We start from the raw sequence: 15,937 nt of genomic DNA on the forward strand, positions 1-15,937 counted from the left end.
ATGAAGCCAAACGAAAGGTTTACCACCCCGCACCGCTCCATAAACAATAGTCTGTAAATAATTTAAATGCTTGCCTAGCAAGTTTCCACCACCGACCACTCATTCATTTCAGATCACACCCTTCAAAGAGCGATGTTTTACGGCATAATAGGATAATTAACGAACCGTCTTAGAAAAAAGAAACGGCAGGGAGATATCAAATATATCAATGGTCGTCATCTACTGTCGTGTTAAGGGATGTTAACTCTTTATTTTTCTTAATTTTTACAACGCCAATCATTCCAGTGGAAATAATTAATGTAGACATCGCTAAAAAAGCATTCATCAATCCCACGAGTACAAAAAGTCCAGCAATAAAGCCAAACACTGCTTCCGCAGAGTTCGCTAAAGTTGAAAAAGTTCCAAAACTCTTACCAAAATCTTCACGACGAGAATATAATTGAATAGCTGAAACTAAACTAATATCAACAAATACACCGATAAATCCTAAAACAAAGGCTAGCCTTAAAATTAGTTTTAAATAAAGGATTGAAGTTAAAAGCATAACAAACAGAATAACCCCATACAGAAGCCAAAACACCATAAGCCTCAACGAGGTAATATTTAATATAATTTTACTATATAACAAACCACCGACAATAGTTCCAACAACCATGAGAGAAAAAAGTGAACTCACAAAGCGTTCCTCTCCCCTATAGAGAGAACAAAAGCCGGAATTAAAAATCTTAAAATTGCACCAGTAAAGAGAATAGCAAACGACGAGCCAACGAGCGTAATAAATAAATGTTTATTTTCTGTAGAAATATATTTAAGATAGGAAGCCGTTTCTCGATAAATTTTATAAAATTGAATGAGTTATTCTCATTTGAATTTAAATTCATGAGATTAAATAACACGATAATAGATATAAAATAGGTAAAAAAATCAAAAATGAGTACTGCCGATTTCTTTGCTAAAAAAAGCAGTAGAGAACAAACCAAAGGACCCATAACGGATGCAGTTTCCTCTATAATTTGAGCAATGCTATTTGCCTTTGTAAGACCCCTTGCTGAAAATATTCTGGGAATAGCAGCTTGAAAACCTGGTTGAAAAATACTTCTTCCTATGGTTGTATATATTGCCGCAAAAATAAGAACAATAATATGTGCAGTCCCTGTTATAGTGGTTATAAGAACGAATAATGAGGCGAATAGTCTCACCAATTCACTTAAGATCATATTTTTCTTCAGAGAAAATTATCCGCTAACCAACCGCCTATAGGTCCAAAAAGGAGAAAAGAGATAAATCGAAAAAATATACAAGACCTGTAAAAAAAGAAGTTATCTGTTAATTCTAAGACAAGTAAAATAAAAACAACTTCATAAGCATAGTCGCCAACTTTATAAATAAAGAGAGAAAAAAAGAGCTAATGGACTCTTTTCTAAAAATAAATTCATATCACCCACCCGATATTAAACTTTTCTACAGTTAAAGTTACACTCCCTTCAATACAATTGGTGATATGAACTTCAAAGGAACGCCCAATCAGTGTTCAAAATCCCCCCACCTAATAAAGTATCCCATACCTGATATCGACTCCAAAGAGCAGTGTTTTAGGGTATGATTGGATAAATTTATCATAGAACAGTGTCTTAACAAAAAAATCTTGAGATATTGTCTAGTATTGCGAACAATCAAATAACTGCCGTTTAACAAAGAAGCCCTCAGATAACACAGAAAGCTTGAAAACAGAGGCTATTTAAACATTGAATACCAACACAATGTCAAAAAAGCATGACTTAACTAAATTAAAAAAACTTCAAAAAATATAGGTCATTTAAGAGAAAAATGCTATAAGGTTAAAAAAGCGAGATCAATCATTCCTATACCCCACTCATTCCCATACCAATGACACCATCACGATCTTAACTTACGTGTTAGGACAGGAGTCTTGCTGACTGCCCATTTTGGGTTAACAGGTCTATTGCTAATTTATCAAATGAAACAAAGGTTTCACCGCCTAGCCAATGCCCCTCATAAGATATAATTCCATCAGCAAAATCTCCACCAGCCTCAAGCATAGCAAGTCCTGCTTCAACAGCAGGTCGATTCATGACAACCTTACCAGTTGCTAGCAGATCACGGACCATCAAAGCGACATCTTCTTTTGATAATTTTGCCCCGCGGCAAAGTATCCAAACAAGTTCGCAAAGACAAGGCAAAGAAATAGCTATGAGAGAAGCTTTTCTTAAGATCTTACTTGCTATTTCACCTTGCTTTTTATCATCTTGTAAAACAGCGCGGGCTAGAACATTTGTATCTACAGAAATCTTCATTTTTTCCCCGCCCAACCAGAAGCAGCAATTTCGTTCATTTCTTCAATGGTCAGTGGTTTTTTTAGTTTTCCAGCAAATCGTCCGATAAAGCTCTCAATTGTGCTTGTAGGCTGTGCTGCTTTTATACGAAGTTCACCACCTGGTAACTTGTCAAAGTTGATCCGCTCACCTGGTTTAACACCAAGGTGCTGAAGTAAATCCCGCTTCAGCGTCACTTGTCCTTTTGCTGTAACAGTTAATGAAGCCATAGAAAAATCCTCTTCGTACAGGTATCGTTATTGAATATATATAAAAATAATGAAAAATTCAATTACTTTCTTAAAATTGGCAAAGAGCTATAAGGCTAATCCTAAACGTAAGGAATTGTAAAATATATTCGTTTTCATACCGGAATATATACCTGATTATACCCGAAAAACACGCATCATTGAAAAAATGAGGCAAGCAGTGCGTTTATGCATCCTTCATCTTTTGCTTAAACAGCAAAGAAACTCTAATCTGTCGTCAAAATATCCCCACCTAAAGTTTCCCATCTGATATCATCACACCCCAAAGAACAGTGTTTTAAAAAACGCGACAAACAAGTCCTCCCTAAAATATTCAACACACACACGTGCACAAAAAACACCCAAATTGTCAATCTATATACCCAATATCAAACCTTAAAGAGTAGTTTTTACAGCATAATACAGCATAATACAGCAGAACAGGATAATTGTTGAGATCCAAAAATATTTTCATTTTCCAAATGTTTTCATTTGGATTGCCGATTTTCTGAAATTGCCTTATGAATAAATACTGTAAGTTTGATCGTCTACGCAGCGATCAATAGGGAAGACAAGCCCTAAACCCTAGCGTAAAAATGAACCCGCTTTGCGGATATCCCAGAATTCCGGGAGATTTTGCTATGTCCAGGTGCGTTAACACTAAAAGCAAAAAGCTGAGTCAAGTCAGTACTTTTAGACTCCCGGAATACCAATGCGAGGGCGCTCGCAACCGGAGGGGGGCTTGAAGTGCAAACCAAAAATCCACATTTTTCAACATTTTGCTAGGCAAAAGAATCCGTCACAGACGCATTGCAATGGGGCTTTCTCAAAAAGAATTAGGAAGCCATTTAGGCGTCAGTTTCCAACAAATCCAAAAATATGAAAAAGGTTTCAATCGTGTAAGCGCAGGATGTTTACTCAAAATCGCCCAAAAACTGGATGTCCCTATAAGCTTTTTTTACGCAGACCTTGCTACAAAAGAAAATATTCCTACAAAAGAAACTCTCTTACACCATAATCAAGAAACATACAGCGAAAAAGAACACGCCCTTTTGAAAAACTTTAGAGAACTCAAATCTAAAAAACAAAAAGCAATCTTGTGGCTGATTTCTAATTAAGCAAAAGCGCACCCATCAATATATCCCCCCCTGCCTAAAGTTTCCCATACCTGATATCACCACCCCCCTCAAAGAGTGAGGTTTGACGGCATATAGGATAATTCACACTATAGCTCGTTTTCTGTTTCCGTTATCGCTTTAAGTCAAGCTAATTGAAGATCAGCAGCGGGGGGTTAAAACTTGACTATTCGTGGCAAAGTGGAGTCGAACAAAAATGAAATTGTTGCTCAAAACCATGCCACCGATTGAGTTTACGAGACGGTAGAACAGTATCAAGGAGACAAACACCCGAAAAAACAAACATATGAGCGGTTAAGTAAAAATCAAAGATTAAACTTATAACGTTGAAAAAGCTGCCCTATGTTGGGGAATTCCCACACCCCTCCTGAATCTCAGAAAAATGAATTAAAACACATGTTTTGTTGATGAGCCAATCATTCAGAACGAACAATTGACAAAGAACGGTTCACCAATATCCTGATCCCCAACAAACAGAATAATCCACACAAACCAGAAAAAAGGAACAACGGCCCAGCCGAAGTGTGACCTAAAACAAACGCTCCAACAAAGGGAGCCAACAACATAGCTAAATTTTGTATAGACTGCACCCATCCAGAAGCCACCCCAATCTGTTCATTGAAATTGGTGACCAGATAAACGTTAGAAGATATGGAAAAGTAGGCACTCACCATTCCAATAAAAAAAGAACAGAAAAACAAAATCTCAATACGGAGTAAATCAAAGTAAAAAAGCACACTGAAATCAGTACAAAACAAACCATTGTTGACATTGCAAGCATTAACAACTCCGATATTTTGCCCATAAGGGGTTGATGCTTTGATTGTTGCACACTCCAAAACCCATATAAAATTACCAATCGCCGAAACGGATACCAACATCAAAAGAGCCTGTTTATTCATTTTCAATGCATTAAAGATGACAGGCAACTGATTATTCACCTAAAGATCATGGCAAAATACACAAACATCACCGCCACATAGGCATACCAAGTTGTCCCAAAAACCTATGCTGTAATTTCATGGTGTTCTCTGTTTTTATCATGAGTGACAAAAACAGGTTGTGCACAAAGACAACAAAACACCATACAGCCTAGCAATGGCAGAAATCCAGAAAACAATAAAGTCTATGTATCTGATAACAACACGCAGAGAGCGTACTCCCCAAAGCAGGTCCTTTCATCTTCGCCATGCTATTGATCATGTTAAGCACACAATAGCAATGAGTACGTTCTTTTTCAGGCACAGAATTTGCACTGAAAACGGAAATTGCTGAAATGGCTAGACTATTGAAAGTCGCTCGAATAACTGCCAGTATAATAAATCCTTGCAGACTCGCCGCCATCAATAAAACGACAGTACATAAGCCGGCTTGTAACAACAACGATGCCCGCAACCAATCTATCATATAATGATGACTTACCAACATTCCAATTGGCTTAGACAGAACGACACTAGGTCATAATGTTGCCGCGACATCATATTGATCAGCTTTCTAGGTGAACGCAGATACACGGTCAAAATCATGATATAACCAATCCAGCCCCAAATAACACCATGCCATTACCCCGCAAAGGCACCAACAAGCGATTTTATTGCCCCGTCTCTTTGCACCAAAACACGCCTCCTTCTTTTTTGTTAGCCATACTGATTGGATGATCAATTCTTGCCTGCACCCTAAAGGCATCGACAGCCTTCCTGCAAAAAAGCAATTTATAATTATCAATGATAACAAAACCATTGGTGATACGTCTTAGATATGTATTAAAAGTTCCATCATTGATTGAACTTAATCTGCGTCTCTGCGAATGATGACAATAATCAAGCCGTTAATCCAGCCCTTGAATCCAATTACGATAATCCCGCGCGCCTTCCCCTCAGCTCCAACACAAAAAACGCTCTGAGCCTCTCTTCTCAAGAGGAATGCCCCTTTATTCTTCTTCATCACTTTTCTGCGGCGGGGGTGGTAAAATATAAGCGCCTGAAAGCCAACGATTAAGATCAATGGCTCGGCATCTTGTGGAACAAAAAGGATAAGCATTTTGTTGTGACATTTGACCACAAATCGGACAAGGATGCGGAGGACGAGTCTCTTTTTGCAAATTTAGCTCTTTTTTTTCTTGGCGCACCTTTGTCATCTGCTCCTTCATTAATTTTTCTTCTGTTCCTTTTTTTTATTTTTGCTTTTCTCTTTTTGTTGCTTTTCACCTTGCATTGATCTTGCCTTAAAGTTTTTCTAATGCGTTTCTTCAGCCCAGTGAGTAAAAACTGGATAGTGATAAGCGGTCAAAAGATCAACTGTTTCAGCCAAAGGCAATCCCACAACATTGGAATAAGAACCCGTAATATAGACAACAAAAGCCCCTGCTTTTCCTTGGATAGCGTAGCCACCAGCTTTCCCTTGCCATTCACCAGAAGCAAGGTAAGCCTTCATCACGGAAGAGGTTAAGCGTCTAAAACGAACACGACTTTCAACCAATTTTACGGTTATTTTTCCACGTTCATTGAGCGCACAAACGGCGCCATAGACCTTATGCGCCCGTCCTGAAAGGTATCGTAAACATTCATAAGCCTCATCTTCACCCTCTGGTGAGGGAAGAATGGTACGCCCCACAGCCACCACCGTATCAGCGGCCAAGATAATCATTTTCTGTTCAGATAATTCTTCTTGACCATTCTGCAACTCTTCTTGACCATTCTGATTGTACCAGCGCAAAATTTCTTGGGCTTTCAGCGCTTTTTCTTTTGCCAAACGTTTGGCAAGATTTGCAGGATGTTCTTTTAATTTTGGCGTTTCATCAATATCGCTTGCACAAACTTGCTGAGGATCAATCCCTATTTGTGCTAAGAGCGCTAAACGCCTTGGCGAAGCAGAAGCAAGCACCAAATGAATTTCTTCTGTAAGAGTATCTGCCAAACGTTTTTTCCCCCACTCTCTTATATTTTTCATTTCCACCCCTTCACAATCGACTTCCCTCTCGCCCCCTTTTAAGTGCCCCATTTTAAGCGCTATTGGTCTCCTTATCCTTTTTCCGCATTAATTTACAGTTTTTCAAGGGCATTCAAACACTCACCTTTTTTCACTCATGAAAAGCAAGCTAAAAAACTGCTGAAAAATAATAGAAATAATATGATGGCTTTTAGAAAGAAGCGCAAGCCACCCATTAGGCTACTTATAGCGATATGTAATGCGCCCTTTTGTCAAATCATAAGGTGTCATTTCCACCATGATTTTATCACCTGCCAACACTCGAATACGATTTTTCCGCATTCTACCAGCAGTATGCGCAATAATTTCATGATCATTTTCCAATTTCACGCGAAACATTGCGTTAGGTAAGAGTTCAGTAACGATACCAGAAAATTCTAAAACTTCTTCTTTTGACATAAACAAACATTTCCTTTACAGTGCACATTTTTGTTAAGCTGTGCGTTATTCCAGCGTTCATATCCTATTTTCTTAAGTTTGTGAATAAAAATTCAACAAAAAGGGAAAGGTTTTTCAAGTTTAGTCTCTCATGTTCTCAAAAAACATCACCACACACACATTGAGACTCAAAACTTTCTCTCCACCAATTTTACCTGCCCATTTTCTCCAATTTTTATGATTATATTGGTTTCAGAGTGACGAGAAATTACGCTAAATTTTCTCTCCCTCAAGCATTTTCCCAACGCCTCTGACTATCCTCCACGACTTACAAACAATCATCATCCCTCCAACTTTTCCTCACCTTCCACACCCTAAACATGCGCCATTTAGATAAAGGCAAACACCTCTCCCCCATCCAGAAGCCCCCTCCTTTTTTCAAAAACATCCTTCATTCTTCCCACATCCATCCACGATATGCTCTACAACCTCTCTCCACTTTCTATGCATTTCCCTTCCAGCCTGACTCATTTTTCCTCCACACACTTCATCTAAGGCACCCTCTTTATGTTGCTCTCCCCACTTTTGAGAACACGATCCCTATACCTTCCGTATCATTAACCACAACGCCCCTAACAACATAAAGCCTTTCCTTTTTTGCACATTTCCGTTTTCGCGCTTTTACGTCATTACAGAAAGCAGCCAAATGAAACTTCCACCCCACCCGCGCTATTCTGTAAACAAGGCTCTACAACCCAGCTTCTTGCCTAGCCCATCTCCCCCTCCCACGCACTTCAGATCATCCCCCCTCAAACGAGACTATTTCATCAGACAAGACAAAGAAATCCAGTCTAAAATATTCACCACACACTCTACATCGTGATAAATTGATATACCTGATATCACCATCCCTCCAAATCACGGCGTTTTATGACATATTGATTTTTCTTGCCAAGCTTCTGAAACTACTTTATTGATAGTCCTGTGATTTTGATCGTCCACGCAACGATCAAATAGGGAGTTGAAGACCCGAAACCTAAACATAAATTTATCCCACTTTTGTGGGTTTCCCGGGATTCCGGGAGTTTTTGCTATGTCCAAGTGCATCTGTGCACTAAAAGCAAAAAGCTGATTTAGGTTCAGTATTTTCAACCTCCCGGAATACCAATGCGAGGGCGCTCGCAACCGGAGGGGGGCTTGAAGTGCCAACTAAAAATCCACATTTTATCAACATTTTGATAGGCAAAAGAATCCGTCATAGACGCATTTCAATAGGGCTTTCCCAAAAAGAATTAGGAAGCCATCTGGGTGTCAGTTTCCAACAAATCCAAAAATATGAAAAAGGCTTCAATCGTGTAAGCGCAGGATGTTTACTCAAAATCGCCCAAAAACTACAAGTTCCCATGAGCTTTTTTTACACAGACATTGCTACAAAAGAAGATACCCTAACAAAAGAAACTCTCTCACACCGCGATCAAGAAACATACAGCGAAAAAGAACACGCCCTTTTAAAAAACTTTAGAGAACTCCAGCCAAAAAAACAAAAAGCAATCTTCTGGTTAATTTCTGATTAAGCAAAAAACGCGATTTATAATCCATATTTCGCACTTTTTTAAAAAGTACCCAATCTTATAGTCTTAGAGATTATTTTGATTTCTCTTGCCAATCTCCTGAAATTACTTTATCACTTAAAGTGTAATTTTGGTCGTCTACGCAACGATCAAGAGGGAAAACAAGCCCTAAATCCGAGCGTAAAAATGAACCCACTCTTGTGGGGTTCCCGGGATTCCGGGAGATTTTGCTATGTCCAGGTGCTTTAAGCACTAAAAGCAAAAAGCTGACTCGGATTCAGTACCTTTAACTCCCGGAATACTAATGCGAGGGCGCTCGCAACCGGAGGGGGGCTTGAAGTGCAAACCAAAAATCCAAATTTTATCGATATTTTGATAGGGAAAAGAATTCGTCAAAGAAGAATTGCTATAGGGCTTTCTCAAAAAGCATTAGGAAACTATTTAGGCGTCAGTTTTCAACAAATCCAGAAATACGAAAAAGGTTTAAATCGTGTAAGCGCAGGATGTTTACTCAAAATCGCCAACATACTCGATGTCCCCGTAAACTTTTTTTATGCAGACATTGCTACAAAAGAAGATACCCTAACAAAAGAAACTCTCTCACACCGCGATCAAGAAACATACAGCGAAAAAGAACACGCCCTTTTGAAAAACTTTAGAGAACTCAAAGCGAAAAAACAAAAAGCAATCTTGTGGCTGATTTCTGATTAAGCAAAAGCGCAACAATTGACATTATTCCATTCATATACCCCCTTTAAGTCAAATTCAAACCAACACACCACACCTCTCAAAGAGCAGTGTTTTACGGCATAATAGAATAGAAAGTTTTTGATTTTTCTTGCCAATCTCCTGAAATTGCCTTATGAAGGAATACTGTAATTTTGATCGTCTACGCACCGATCAAGAGGGATTAAAGGTCCTAAATCCGAGCGTAAAAATGAACCCACTCTTGTGGGGTTCCCGGGATTCCGGGAGATTTTGCTATGTCCAGGTGCTTTAAGCACTAAAAGCAAAAAGCTGACTCGGATTCAGTACCTTTAACTCCCGGAATACTAATGCGAGGGCGCTCGCAACCGGAGGGGGGCTTGAAGTGCAAACCAAAAATCCAAATTTTATCGATATTTTGATAGGGAAAAGAATTCGTCAAAGAAGAATTGCTATAGGGCTTTCTCAAAAAGCATTAGGAAACTATTTAGGCGTCAGTTTTCAACAAATCCAGAAATACGAAAAAGGTTTAAATCGTGTAAGCGCAGGGTGTTTGCTGGAAATCGCTCAAAAACTAGAAGTTCCCATGAGCTTTTTTTATGCAGACATTGGCACAAAAGAAAATCTTTCAACACATGCCGCACACTATGATCAAGAAACATACAGCGAAAAAGAACACACCCTTTTAAAAAACTTTAGAGAGCTCCAGCCGAAAAAACAAAAAGCAATCTTGTGGCTGATTTCTGATTAAGCAAAAGCGCACCATCAACATTATTTGCCAATATATCCAACACCCCCTAGAAACTTCAGATCCCCCCTCTAAATCACGCCGTTTCATCAGACACGACAAATACGTCCTATTCTAAAATATTCTTGCCCCTTCACCACCCTAAAGTAAGATCACTGAAAGCGCCGGTCAATCGCTCTTCAAAAACGAAACTTTCCCCCTCCATTCCCCACACTCTCTACTCTCGTCAATTTCTCTCGGCTTCATCCCAACTTCCCCCTCCATTCACAGAGACTGTTTTCCCCATTTATCTCACCACATTCCATGCCATGACAAAAGCATACACAATGCACAAATCCTCTACTCCTTTTTCACGAATATACGTTTTTACGCTTTTACGTCATTACAGAATAAAGCCAAATGAGATTTTCAAATTCCCCTTGCACCGCTTTGTAAACACAAGTCTGTCAACAATACAGCTTCTTACTCTAACGAATTTCCCTGCTGATCTCAGATCACGACACCACAAAGAATGCTGTTTTATCGGACAAGAAAGATAAGTCCAGCCTAAAATATTCCCCACACACTCTTCTCCAATCAACGTGCTTAACACCCCTCTTCATCCCAACTTCTCCCTCCCTCCATAGACTCTTCATCTTCACGTCCCAATCTTCTCTCCACATTCCATGCCACGATAAAATCATACACCACGCATAAAGTCCCAGCTTCCTTTTTTTGCACATTCCAGTTTTTACGCTTTTACGTCTTTACAGAAAGTAGAAAATCTGTAAAAATGCATTCCACAATAACTTTTTCAACAACTGTCTTTAAAATCTTGCCTCCCTTTTCATTTAAATCCCCCTATTTCACTTAAATCATAGATATAAATCGCCCTATTATTGTATTGACCAGCATAAACTTTTCAACAAATTCTAGCTATCAAAAGGGTTCATAAGAAGCATTTTACGACTTTTAAAAGAATTTTTATTTACATCCAATGCTTTCTTGTAACTTGATTGACTATAAGAAAATTTGAAACGAGAAAACCTTTTCGTTTTTCTCATTCAACATCCGCAACGATCACTTATCCTTATAAGTCAATATTTTTTTGTAATACAAAACGCGCCAAAAGGAATATACTTGCGTTGCCTATTCACACGCTTGTTTTAAAGACAGATCTTTCAACGCTCGTCACACCTATTTCGCGAACGCTATCCGTGAAGAAATGGTAAAGCCCCCATGAAGTATATAAAATCCATTCAGCCCTCTATCTTTACGCTTATGGAAGAACACGACAGCACCATCACAAAAACCCCGCCAGCCCCCCATGTTGCGGAAAGCCTTTGGTTCGAAAGACGATTCATTAAAGGCATGCCTTTCTTGTACAGTTTTTATCCACATGGCCCACCCACTTATGATGGACAAGAAAGTAATTTTAATTGATTCAATATAAGAGAACTGGTGATGAGAAAATTTATTATATTCAGCGTTGTGCTTCACGTTGAAAATGATAATTTACCACCATAAATCAATATATTAACAAAGAAGAGAGTCATCATCAAGACGCTTTACCTTTTTCTAAAAAAGGCTTCACACTGAAAGAAAACATCTAAAAATTAGATAAAAAAAAAAGGTTTGCCTTTAATAAACAAACCTCTGCAGAAAATTATTCAGATAATTTTCGAAATTTTAAATTAATCCCTCTAGAAACAGTAAAGATACTTTAGAAGCACCAAGATGCTTTAGAAGCTTCAAAATGAATACAAAAACTTATTTAGTACAACGTTAAAAAAAATCAAGAATAAAAATTTTTTATCGTTAATGCGCCTTAAAAAAGGAGGCTTCTTAGCCCACGCAACTCAACAATCTGGAGCTGCTCTACAAACGCCTCCAACCAATCCCTTCATCTCCCTCAAAAGACAGTATAAAAGGTTGACAGAGCAAGTCTTCGCTTAAAAAATATCAATCGCAAGCGCTCATAAAAGCCAGCGTCAGCATAAAAGATCAAATTATCAAAAATCTTACTGAAACGTCTTCCCAATAAATAAAAAAGAAGCGGTTAAATACTTCCGCCTCTTTAACAATAAAAATTATGATGAGGGATTATTAAAAAATTTCAAGACTGAGAAGGGAACCAATTTGATAACAATTCATACCTTACAGGATCATCGGCACATTGTCCACCACCACATTCCAGTATGGTAGAAACCAAATTTGCCGCAATCAAAAACACAAATAAGAAACTTGCCGTTTTACTCAAGAATGGAAAAGGAGAAAATTCTTTGAACTTATGTGCCAATTCGCCTAAAATCATGACAAATGAAACAGCAAAGATACAAAGAACAGAAATAATGAAAGCCCAAGTATAAAAATGCAATCCAAAGAATGTTGAACCATATCCCAAATCATCGGGTGTGATATGCAAAAATACTTGCCGTGCTGCAACGGCACTCGTTACCATACAACCGATAATAACCATACCATAATGGGTATTTTTCACCTTATGGTGAATATTGAGCAAGAACCCACACCCTGCCAGAATCAATCCAACGCGCTGCAGCAAACAAAGGGGACAAGGTAACTCAAACTTTACCAATTGATAATAAAAAGCCACCACCAAGACAATGGATAATCCAATGAGTCCTAGCGTATTCATAAATATGATGAAGTGAGGATTTTTTTCAACATGTTCCATGGCTATTCTCTTAAAAAGATAAATTTAAAGTAGAAGTTGCGTGATGATTAAAAGTGAGAAGAATGACAACGAATAAAATTGCCCACAAAACATAACTTATATTTTTTTTGCCATACATAGTCGTTATTGCAGTACCTAAAGCGATTAAAAATGGAAAAAACATGGCTTTTAAATCTCCTTTACATCCAGTGTTTAACTTTTAATTTACTTCAGCGTTCACCATATTATAAAATTAGGCAAAAAAGAGACCATGGATTTATTATGCACAATTCGTCATCCCCTTTTCTTGTCATTATATTGTAAGTGAAAAAACGCAGAACCATATAATCGCTAAAAAACACATCTCAACAAAAGCACAAAAGCGTTGATTATTCGCTTCCCTTTATATCAGCCATTATTAAAGATATATCAACGATTATAAAGAGCATATTCCCCCCACTCATAAAAGAATTATTTGAACAGCAAAATGAATAGCCTTTGAAATCGAGAAATATCCATCTCTTTTTCTCATAAGCAGTATTTCAAATTGAAACAGATTTCGTATAATAGGTGATCGTGTTTATTTTAGCAAATAAAAAATGAAACATTTAAAAAAACTTACAATCAATGGCTTTCCCCCAATGTATTTTTCCTCTTATCTTAAATAAACAACAATCCCGCAGCTCAACAGCCTTATGGTCCAACATCACTCCTTCATTCCCCCTCAAAAAAAGTGCTTCATAACCTCCAATACTTTAGTTTTTCATCTTTCGAGATCCCTCTTTAAATTTTTAGCTTTCCATCTTATTTGAAAAATAACTGTTTCTCTATCATCAATTGGCTTTGCAAAGAGAATATAAAACTTTAAAAAATAATGATAAAGAATCGCATTGAACCTGTGAAAAGGATGGTAAATGATGAAAAAATCATGTGATGTCGCGATTTTAATGGGGAGCCAATCGGATTGGCAAACGATGTGCCATAGTGCAGATATCTTGACGAATCTTGGTATTTCTCATAGTTCGCATATTGTCTCAGCACATCGAACCCCTGAACGCCTTTATCAATTTGCAAAAGAAGCAAAAGAAGCAGGGTTTAAAGTTTTAATTGCCGGTGCAGGGGGTGCAGCGCACCTTCCTGGTATGCTAGCAGCCCTTACTCCTCTTCCTGTTTTTGGCGTTCCAGTGCATTCTCATTCTCTTTCTGGTCAAGATTCTTTGCTTTCAATTGTGCAAATGCCAGCAGGGATACCCGTTGGCACATTAGCAATTGGCAAAGCAGGCGCAATTAATGCAGCACTTTTAGCCGCAGCCGTTATGGCCATTTATGATCATGATCTCGCTCAACGTTTACAAGATTGGCGTCAACAACAAACAGCCAATGTCGCCCAAACGCCTGTAACGGAGGTTTAAAATGGCACCGTTTTCCACCCCTCCCTCCTCCAACATCCCCTCACCTAATATGTTACCTCCAGGCAGCGTCATTGGTTTAATGGGCGGTGGACAGTTAGCACGGATGCTCGCCATAGCGGCCGCAGAATTAGGATTTCGAACAATTATTTTTTGCCCTGAGGCCGATTGCCCAGCCGCTCAAACAGCAAACAGCCATATTGTTTCCTCCTATGATGATACATCAGCTTTAGATCATTTTATTTCTCAGTGTGATGTTGTCAGCTATGAATTTGAAAATCTTTCGCTTCAAACGATTCAATATATAGAGAAGAGTAAGCCTGTTTATCCTTCTTCCAAAGCATTAGGGATCACGCAAGATCGACTTTTTGAGAAGCAGTTTTTACGTGATCAAGGGATTGGCACCGCCTCATGGTATGCTGTTGACGATTCTTCTTCTCTTCTTTCTGCGCTCGATGCCTTAGACGGACGTGGTCTTTTAAAAACGCGTCGTTTTGGTTATGATGGAAAAAACCAGATCAAGCTTGATCGCCCCAATGAACAAACCCTTGACGAAGCCTTAAAAACTTTTCAGGAGCAACCTTGTATTTTGGAAGAAATAATTCCTTTTTTATCGGAAATTTCGGTTCTCTCGGCTCGCACAAAACAAGGGGAACATATTTTTTATGATTGCCCTGAAAACCAACACAAAAACGGGATTCTTTATAAATCCTTTGTTCCATCACATATTCCACTTGACGTGCAAAAAGCAGCCCAAGAAATCAGCCTAACAGTAATGGATGCCCTCGATTATGTTGGTGTTCTTTGTGTTGAGTTTTTTGTCTTAACGGATGGTCATCTTTTAGTAAATGAATTAGCGCCGCGTGTCCATAATTCTGGTCATTGGACACAAAAAGCATGCATAACTTCACAATTTGAACAGCATATCCGTGCTATTTGCGGACTTTCCTTAGGCAGTTCCTATCGCCATAGCGATTGCCAAATGACAAATCTTCTTGGTAACAATTTGAGCACGTTAAAATATTTTCTCACGCAAGAGCGCACCTCGATCCATTTATATGGCAAAAGCACTGCTCACCCTCACCGCAAAATGGGGCATGTCATCCAATTAATGGGACCACGCTAGCAAACCTTAACGCCCACATATAAAAACGCTTTTTCACCCAAGTGAAGACAGAAAAAACAACCTCTCCCCTCACACCGATATCCAGTGACTCAAAGCGCCCCTAACCTTTTAGCGCGCCCCTGACAGGGCTTCACACCCTCCTACAAACTCTGCTCTTTTAAAAACATCACCTCTTCCCCCCCAAACGGCTTCACATCTAATCTCCCCTCAAAAACAAATCTTCAGCCCCCACCGATTGACCATCCATGCGGCGCAACAAGCGCTCCCCACCCCCTTCAATCCTCTTTCCCCACCCCAAAGCTCTTTTCCCCTCCTTTTCTCAAAAACATCCCTCCACGACTAAAAACAATCCACCACCCCACCAAACTTCACCTCACCTCCACCTTCTACAACATCATTATTCTCCCATGAGAGAGGCAGCCACTTCATTTCCCTTTTAATCCCAATCTTTAGAAATAGACCGATCTATTGCCCCCATAGATACAATCCACGTTGCGCTTTTATTGCCTCTAGCCTCTCTTCTTATGTTTATTTTTTCACAAAAGCATAGTTTTGTTTTATCATGACAACATATTGATTTATAATGATAATTCACTGTTTTGTATGTTGAGTGAGAGTCCCGAATATCGTAAGATTCTCTCA

Annotated in this window: 16 protein-coding genes and 2 pseudogenes; 6 read left to right on the forward strand and 12 right to left on the reverse strand. The window is 38.8% G+C overall.

What is annotated here, in order from left to right; genetic code table 11:
• Window positions 1-205 precede the first annotated feature (205 nt).
• From ACFIJS_RS06905 to ACFIJS_RS06915, 3 genes and pseudogenes are all read right to left on the reverse strand, one after another.
• Window positions 206-1,436, reverse strand: a pseudogene (locus ACFIJS_RS06905) (MFS transporter).
• Between the two features lie 480 nt (window positions 1,437-1,916).
• Window positions 1,917-2,315: a type II toxin-antitoxin system VapC family toxin gene (locus ACFIJS_RS06910; protein ID WP_375622478.1), complete on the reverse strand. Its 399-nt coding sequence runs from the start codon at window positions 2,313-2,315 to the stop codon at window positions 1,917-1,919.
• Complete coding sequence (locus tag ACFIJS_RS06915) at window positions 2,312-2,563, reverse strand: AbrB/MazE/SpoVT family DNA-binding domain-containing protein (protein WP_375622477.1); 252 nt, start codon at window positions 2,561-2,563, stop codon at window positions 2,312-2,314. Before ACFIJS_RS06915 ends, ACFIJS_RS06910 begins: the two co-directional genes overlap by 4 nt.
• Window positions 2,564-3,328: 765 nt before the next feature.
• Between ACFIJS_RS06915 and ACFIJS_RS06920 the strand changes: the two are divergent.
• Window positions 3,329-3,699: pseudogene (locus ACFIJS_RS06920) on the forward strand (helix-turn-helix domain-containing protein).
• Window positions 3,700-4,133: 434 nt separating this feature from the next.
• Here the strand turns inward: ACFIJS_RS06920 and ACFIJS_RS06925 are convergent.
• The 5 genes from ACFIJS_RS06925 to infA form a co-directional block, all read right to left on the reverse strand.
• Entirely contained in the window at window positions 4,134-4,619 is a 486-nt protein-coding gene (locus tag ACFIJS_RS06925) for a hypothetical protein (protein ID WP_375650839.1), read from the reverse strand.
• 689 nt (window positions 4,620-5,308) lie between these two features.
• A complete protein-coding gene (locus tag ACFIJS_RS06930) occupies window positions 5,309-5,500 on the reverse strand; it encodes a TylF/MycF/NovP-related O-methyltransferase (protein ID WP_375650854.1) in 192 nt (63 codons plus the stop codon).
• Window positions 5,501-5,647: 147 nt separating this feature from the next.
• Window positions 5,648-5,854, reverse strand: a complete 207-nt coding sequence (gene yacG / locus ACFIJS_RS06935) for a DNA gyrase inhibitor YacG (protein WP_375622490.1) — start codon at window positions 5,852-5,854, stop codon at window positions 5,648-5,650.
• A gap of 98 nt (window positions 5,855-5,952) precedes the next feature.
• Entirely contained in the window at window positions 5,953-6,666 is a 714-nt protein-coding gene (locus ACFIJS_RS06940) for a Maf family nucleotide pyrophosphatase (protein ID WP_375650855.1), read from the reverse strand.
• A 219-nt stretch (window positions 6,667-6,885) separates the two neighbouring features.
• Window positions 6,886-7,104 (reverse strand): translation initiation factor IF-1, encoded by a 219-nt coding sequence (infA, locus tag ACFIJS_RS06945; RefSeq protein ID WP_004857577.1) that lies wholly within the window; start codon window positions 7,102-7,104, stop codon window positions 6,886-6,888.
• A gap of 1,181 nt (window positions 7,105-8,285) precedes the next feature.
• On the opposite strand from infA, the gene ACFIJS_RS06950 reads away from it, so the two are divergent.
• The 3 genes from ACFIJS_RS06950 to ACFIJS_RS06960 all read left to right on the forward strand — a co-directional run bounded on the left by ACFIJS_RS06950 (window position 8,286) and on the right by ACFIJS_RS06960 (window position 10,110).
• Window positions 8,286-8,657, forward strand: coding sequence for a helix-turn-helix domain-containing protein (locus ACFIJS_RS06950; protein ID WP_375650841.1), 372 nt, complete (start codon window positions 8,286-8,288; stop codon window positions 8,655-8,657).
• A 336-nt stretch (window positions 8,658-8,993) separates the two neighbouring features.
• The gene (locus ACFIJS_RS06955) at window positions 8,994-9,365 is read left to right on the forward strand and encodes a helix-turn-helix domain-containing protein (RefSeq protein WP_375650843.1); all 372 of its coding nucleotides are present in this window, start codon (window positions 8,994-8,996) and stop codon (window positions 9,363-9,365) included.
• Between the two features lie 379 nt (window positions 9,366-9,744).
• Window positions 9,745-10,110, forward strand: coding sequence for a helix-turn-helix domain-containing protein (locus tag ACFIJS_RS06960; protein ID WP_375650844.1), 366 nt, complete (start codon window positions 9,745-9,747; stop codon window positions 10,108-10,110).
• A gap of 582 nt (window positions 10,111-10,692) precedes the next feature.
• On the opposite strand, the gene ACFIJS_RS06965 is transcribed toward ACFIJS_RS06960, so the two are convergent.
• From ACFIJS_RS06965 to ACFIJS_RS06980, 4 genes are all read right to left on the reverse strand, one after another.
• Entirely contained in the window at window positions 10,693-10,827 is a 135-nt protein-coding gene (locus tag ACFIJS_RS06965; RefSeq protein WP_375650846.1) for a hypothetical protein, read from the reverse strand.
• A gap of 456 nt (window positions 10,828-11,283) precedes the next feature.
• Window positions 11,284-11,487 (reverse strand): hypothetical protein, encoded by a 204-nt coding sequence (locus tag ACFIJS_RS06970; RefSeq protein ID WP_375650847.1) that lies wholly within the window; start codon window positions 11,485-11,487, stop codon window positions 11,284-11,286.
• A 715-nt stretch (window positions 11,488-12,202) separates the two neighbouring features.
• Window positions 12,203-12,781, reverse strand: coding sequence for a disulfide bond formation protein B (locus ACFIJS_RS06975; protein WP_375650848.1), 579 nt, complete (start codon window positions 12,779-12,781; stop codon window positions 12,203-12,205).
• A 10-nt stretch (window positions 12,782-12,791) separates the two neighbouring features.
• A complete protein-coding gene (locus ACFIJS_RS06980) occupies window positions 12,792-12,944 on the reverse strand; it encodes a DUF5993 family protein (RefSeq protein WP_375622466.1) in 153 nt (50 codons plus the stop codon).
• Window positions 12,945-13,674: 730 nt separating this feature from the next.
• Here ACFIJS_RS06980 and purE point away from each other — a divergent pair.
• Complete coding sequence (gene purE / locus ACFIJS_RS06985) at window positions 13,675-14,172, forward strand: 5-(carboxyamino)imidazole ribonucleotide mutase (protein WP_375650850.1); 498 nt, start codon at window positions 13,675-13,677, stop codon at window positions 14,170-14,172.
• Between the two features lies 1 nt (window position 14,173).
• Window positions 14,174-15,295 (forward strand): 5-(carboxyamino)imidazole ribonucleotide synthase, encoded by a 1,122-nt coding sequence (locus tag ACFIJS_RS06990; RefSeq protein WP_375650851.1) that lies wholly within the window; start codon window positions 14,174-14,176, stop codon window positions 15,293-15,295.
• The last annotated feature ends 642 nt before the right edge of the window (window positions 15,296-15,937 follow it).

It is taken from the genome of Bartonella sp. OT172YNZD, assembly GCF_042193725.1.
In the GTDB taxonomy this organism is placed as follows: Bacteria; Pseudomonadota; Alphaproteobacteria; order Rhizobiales; family Rhizobiaceae; genus Bartonella; species Bartonella grahamii_A.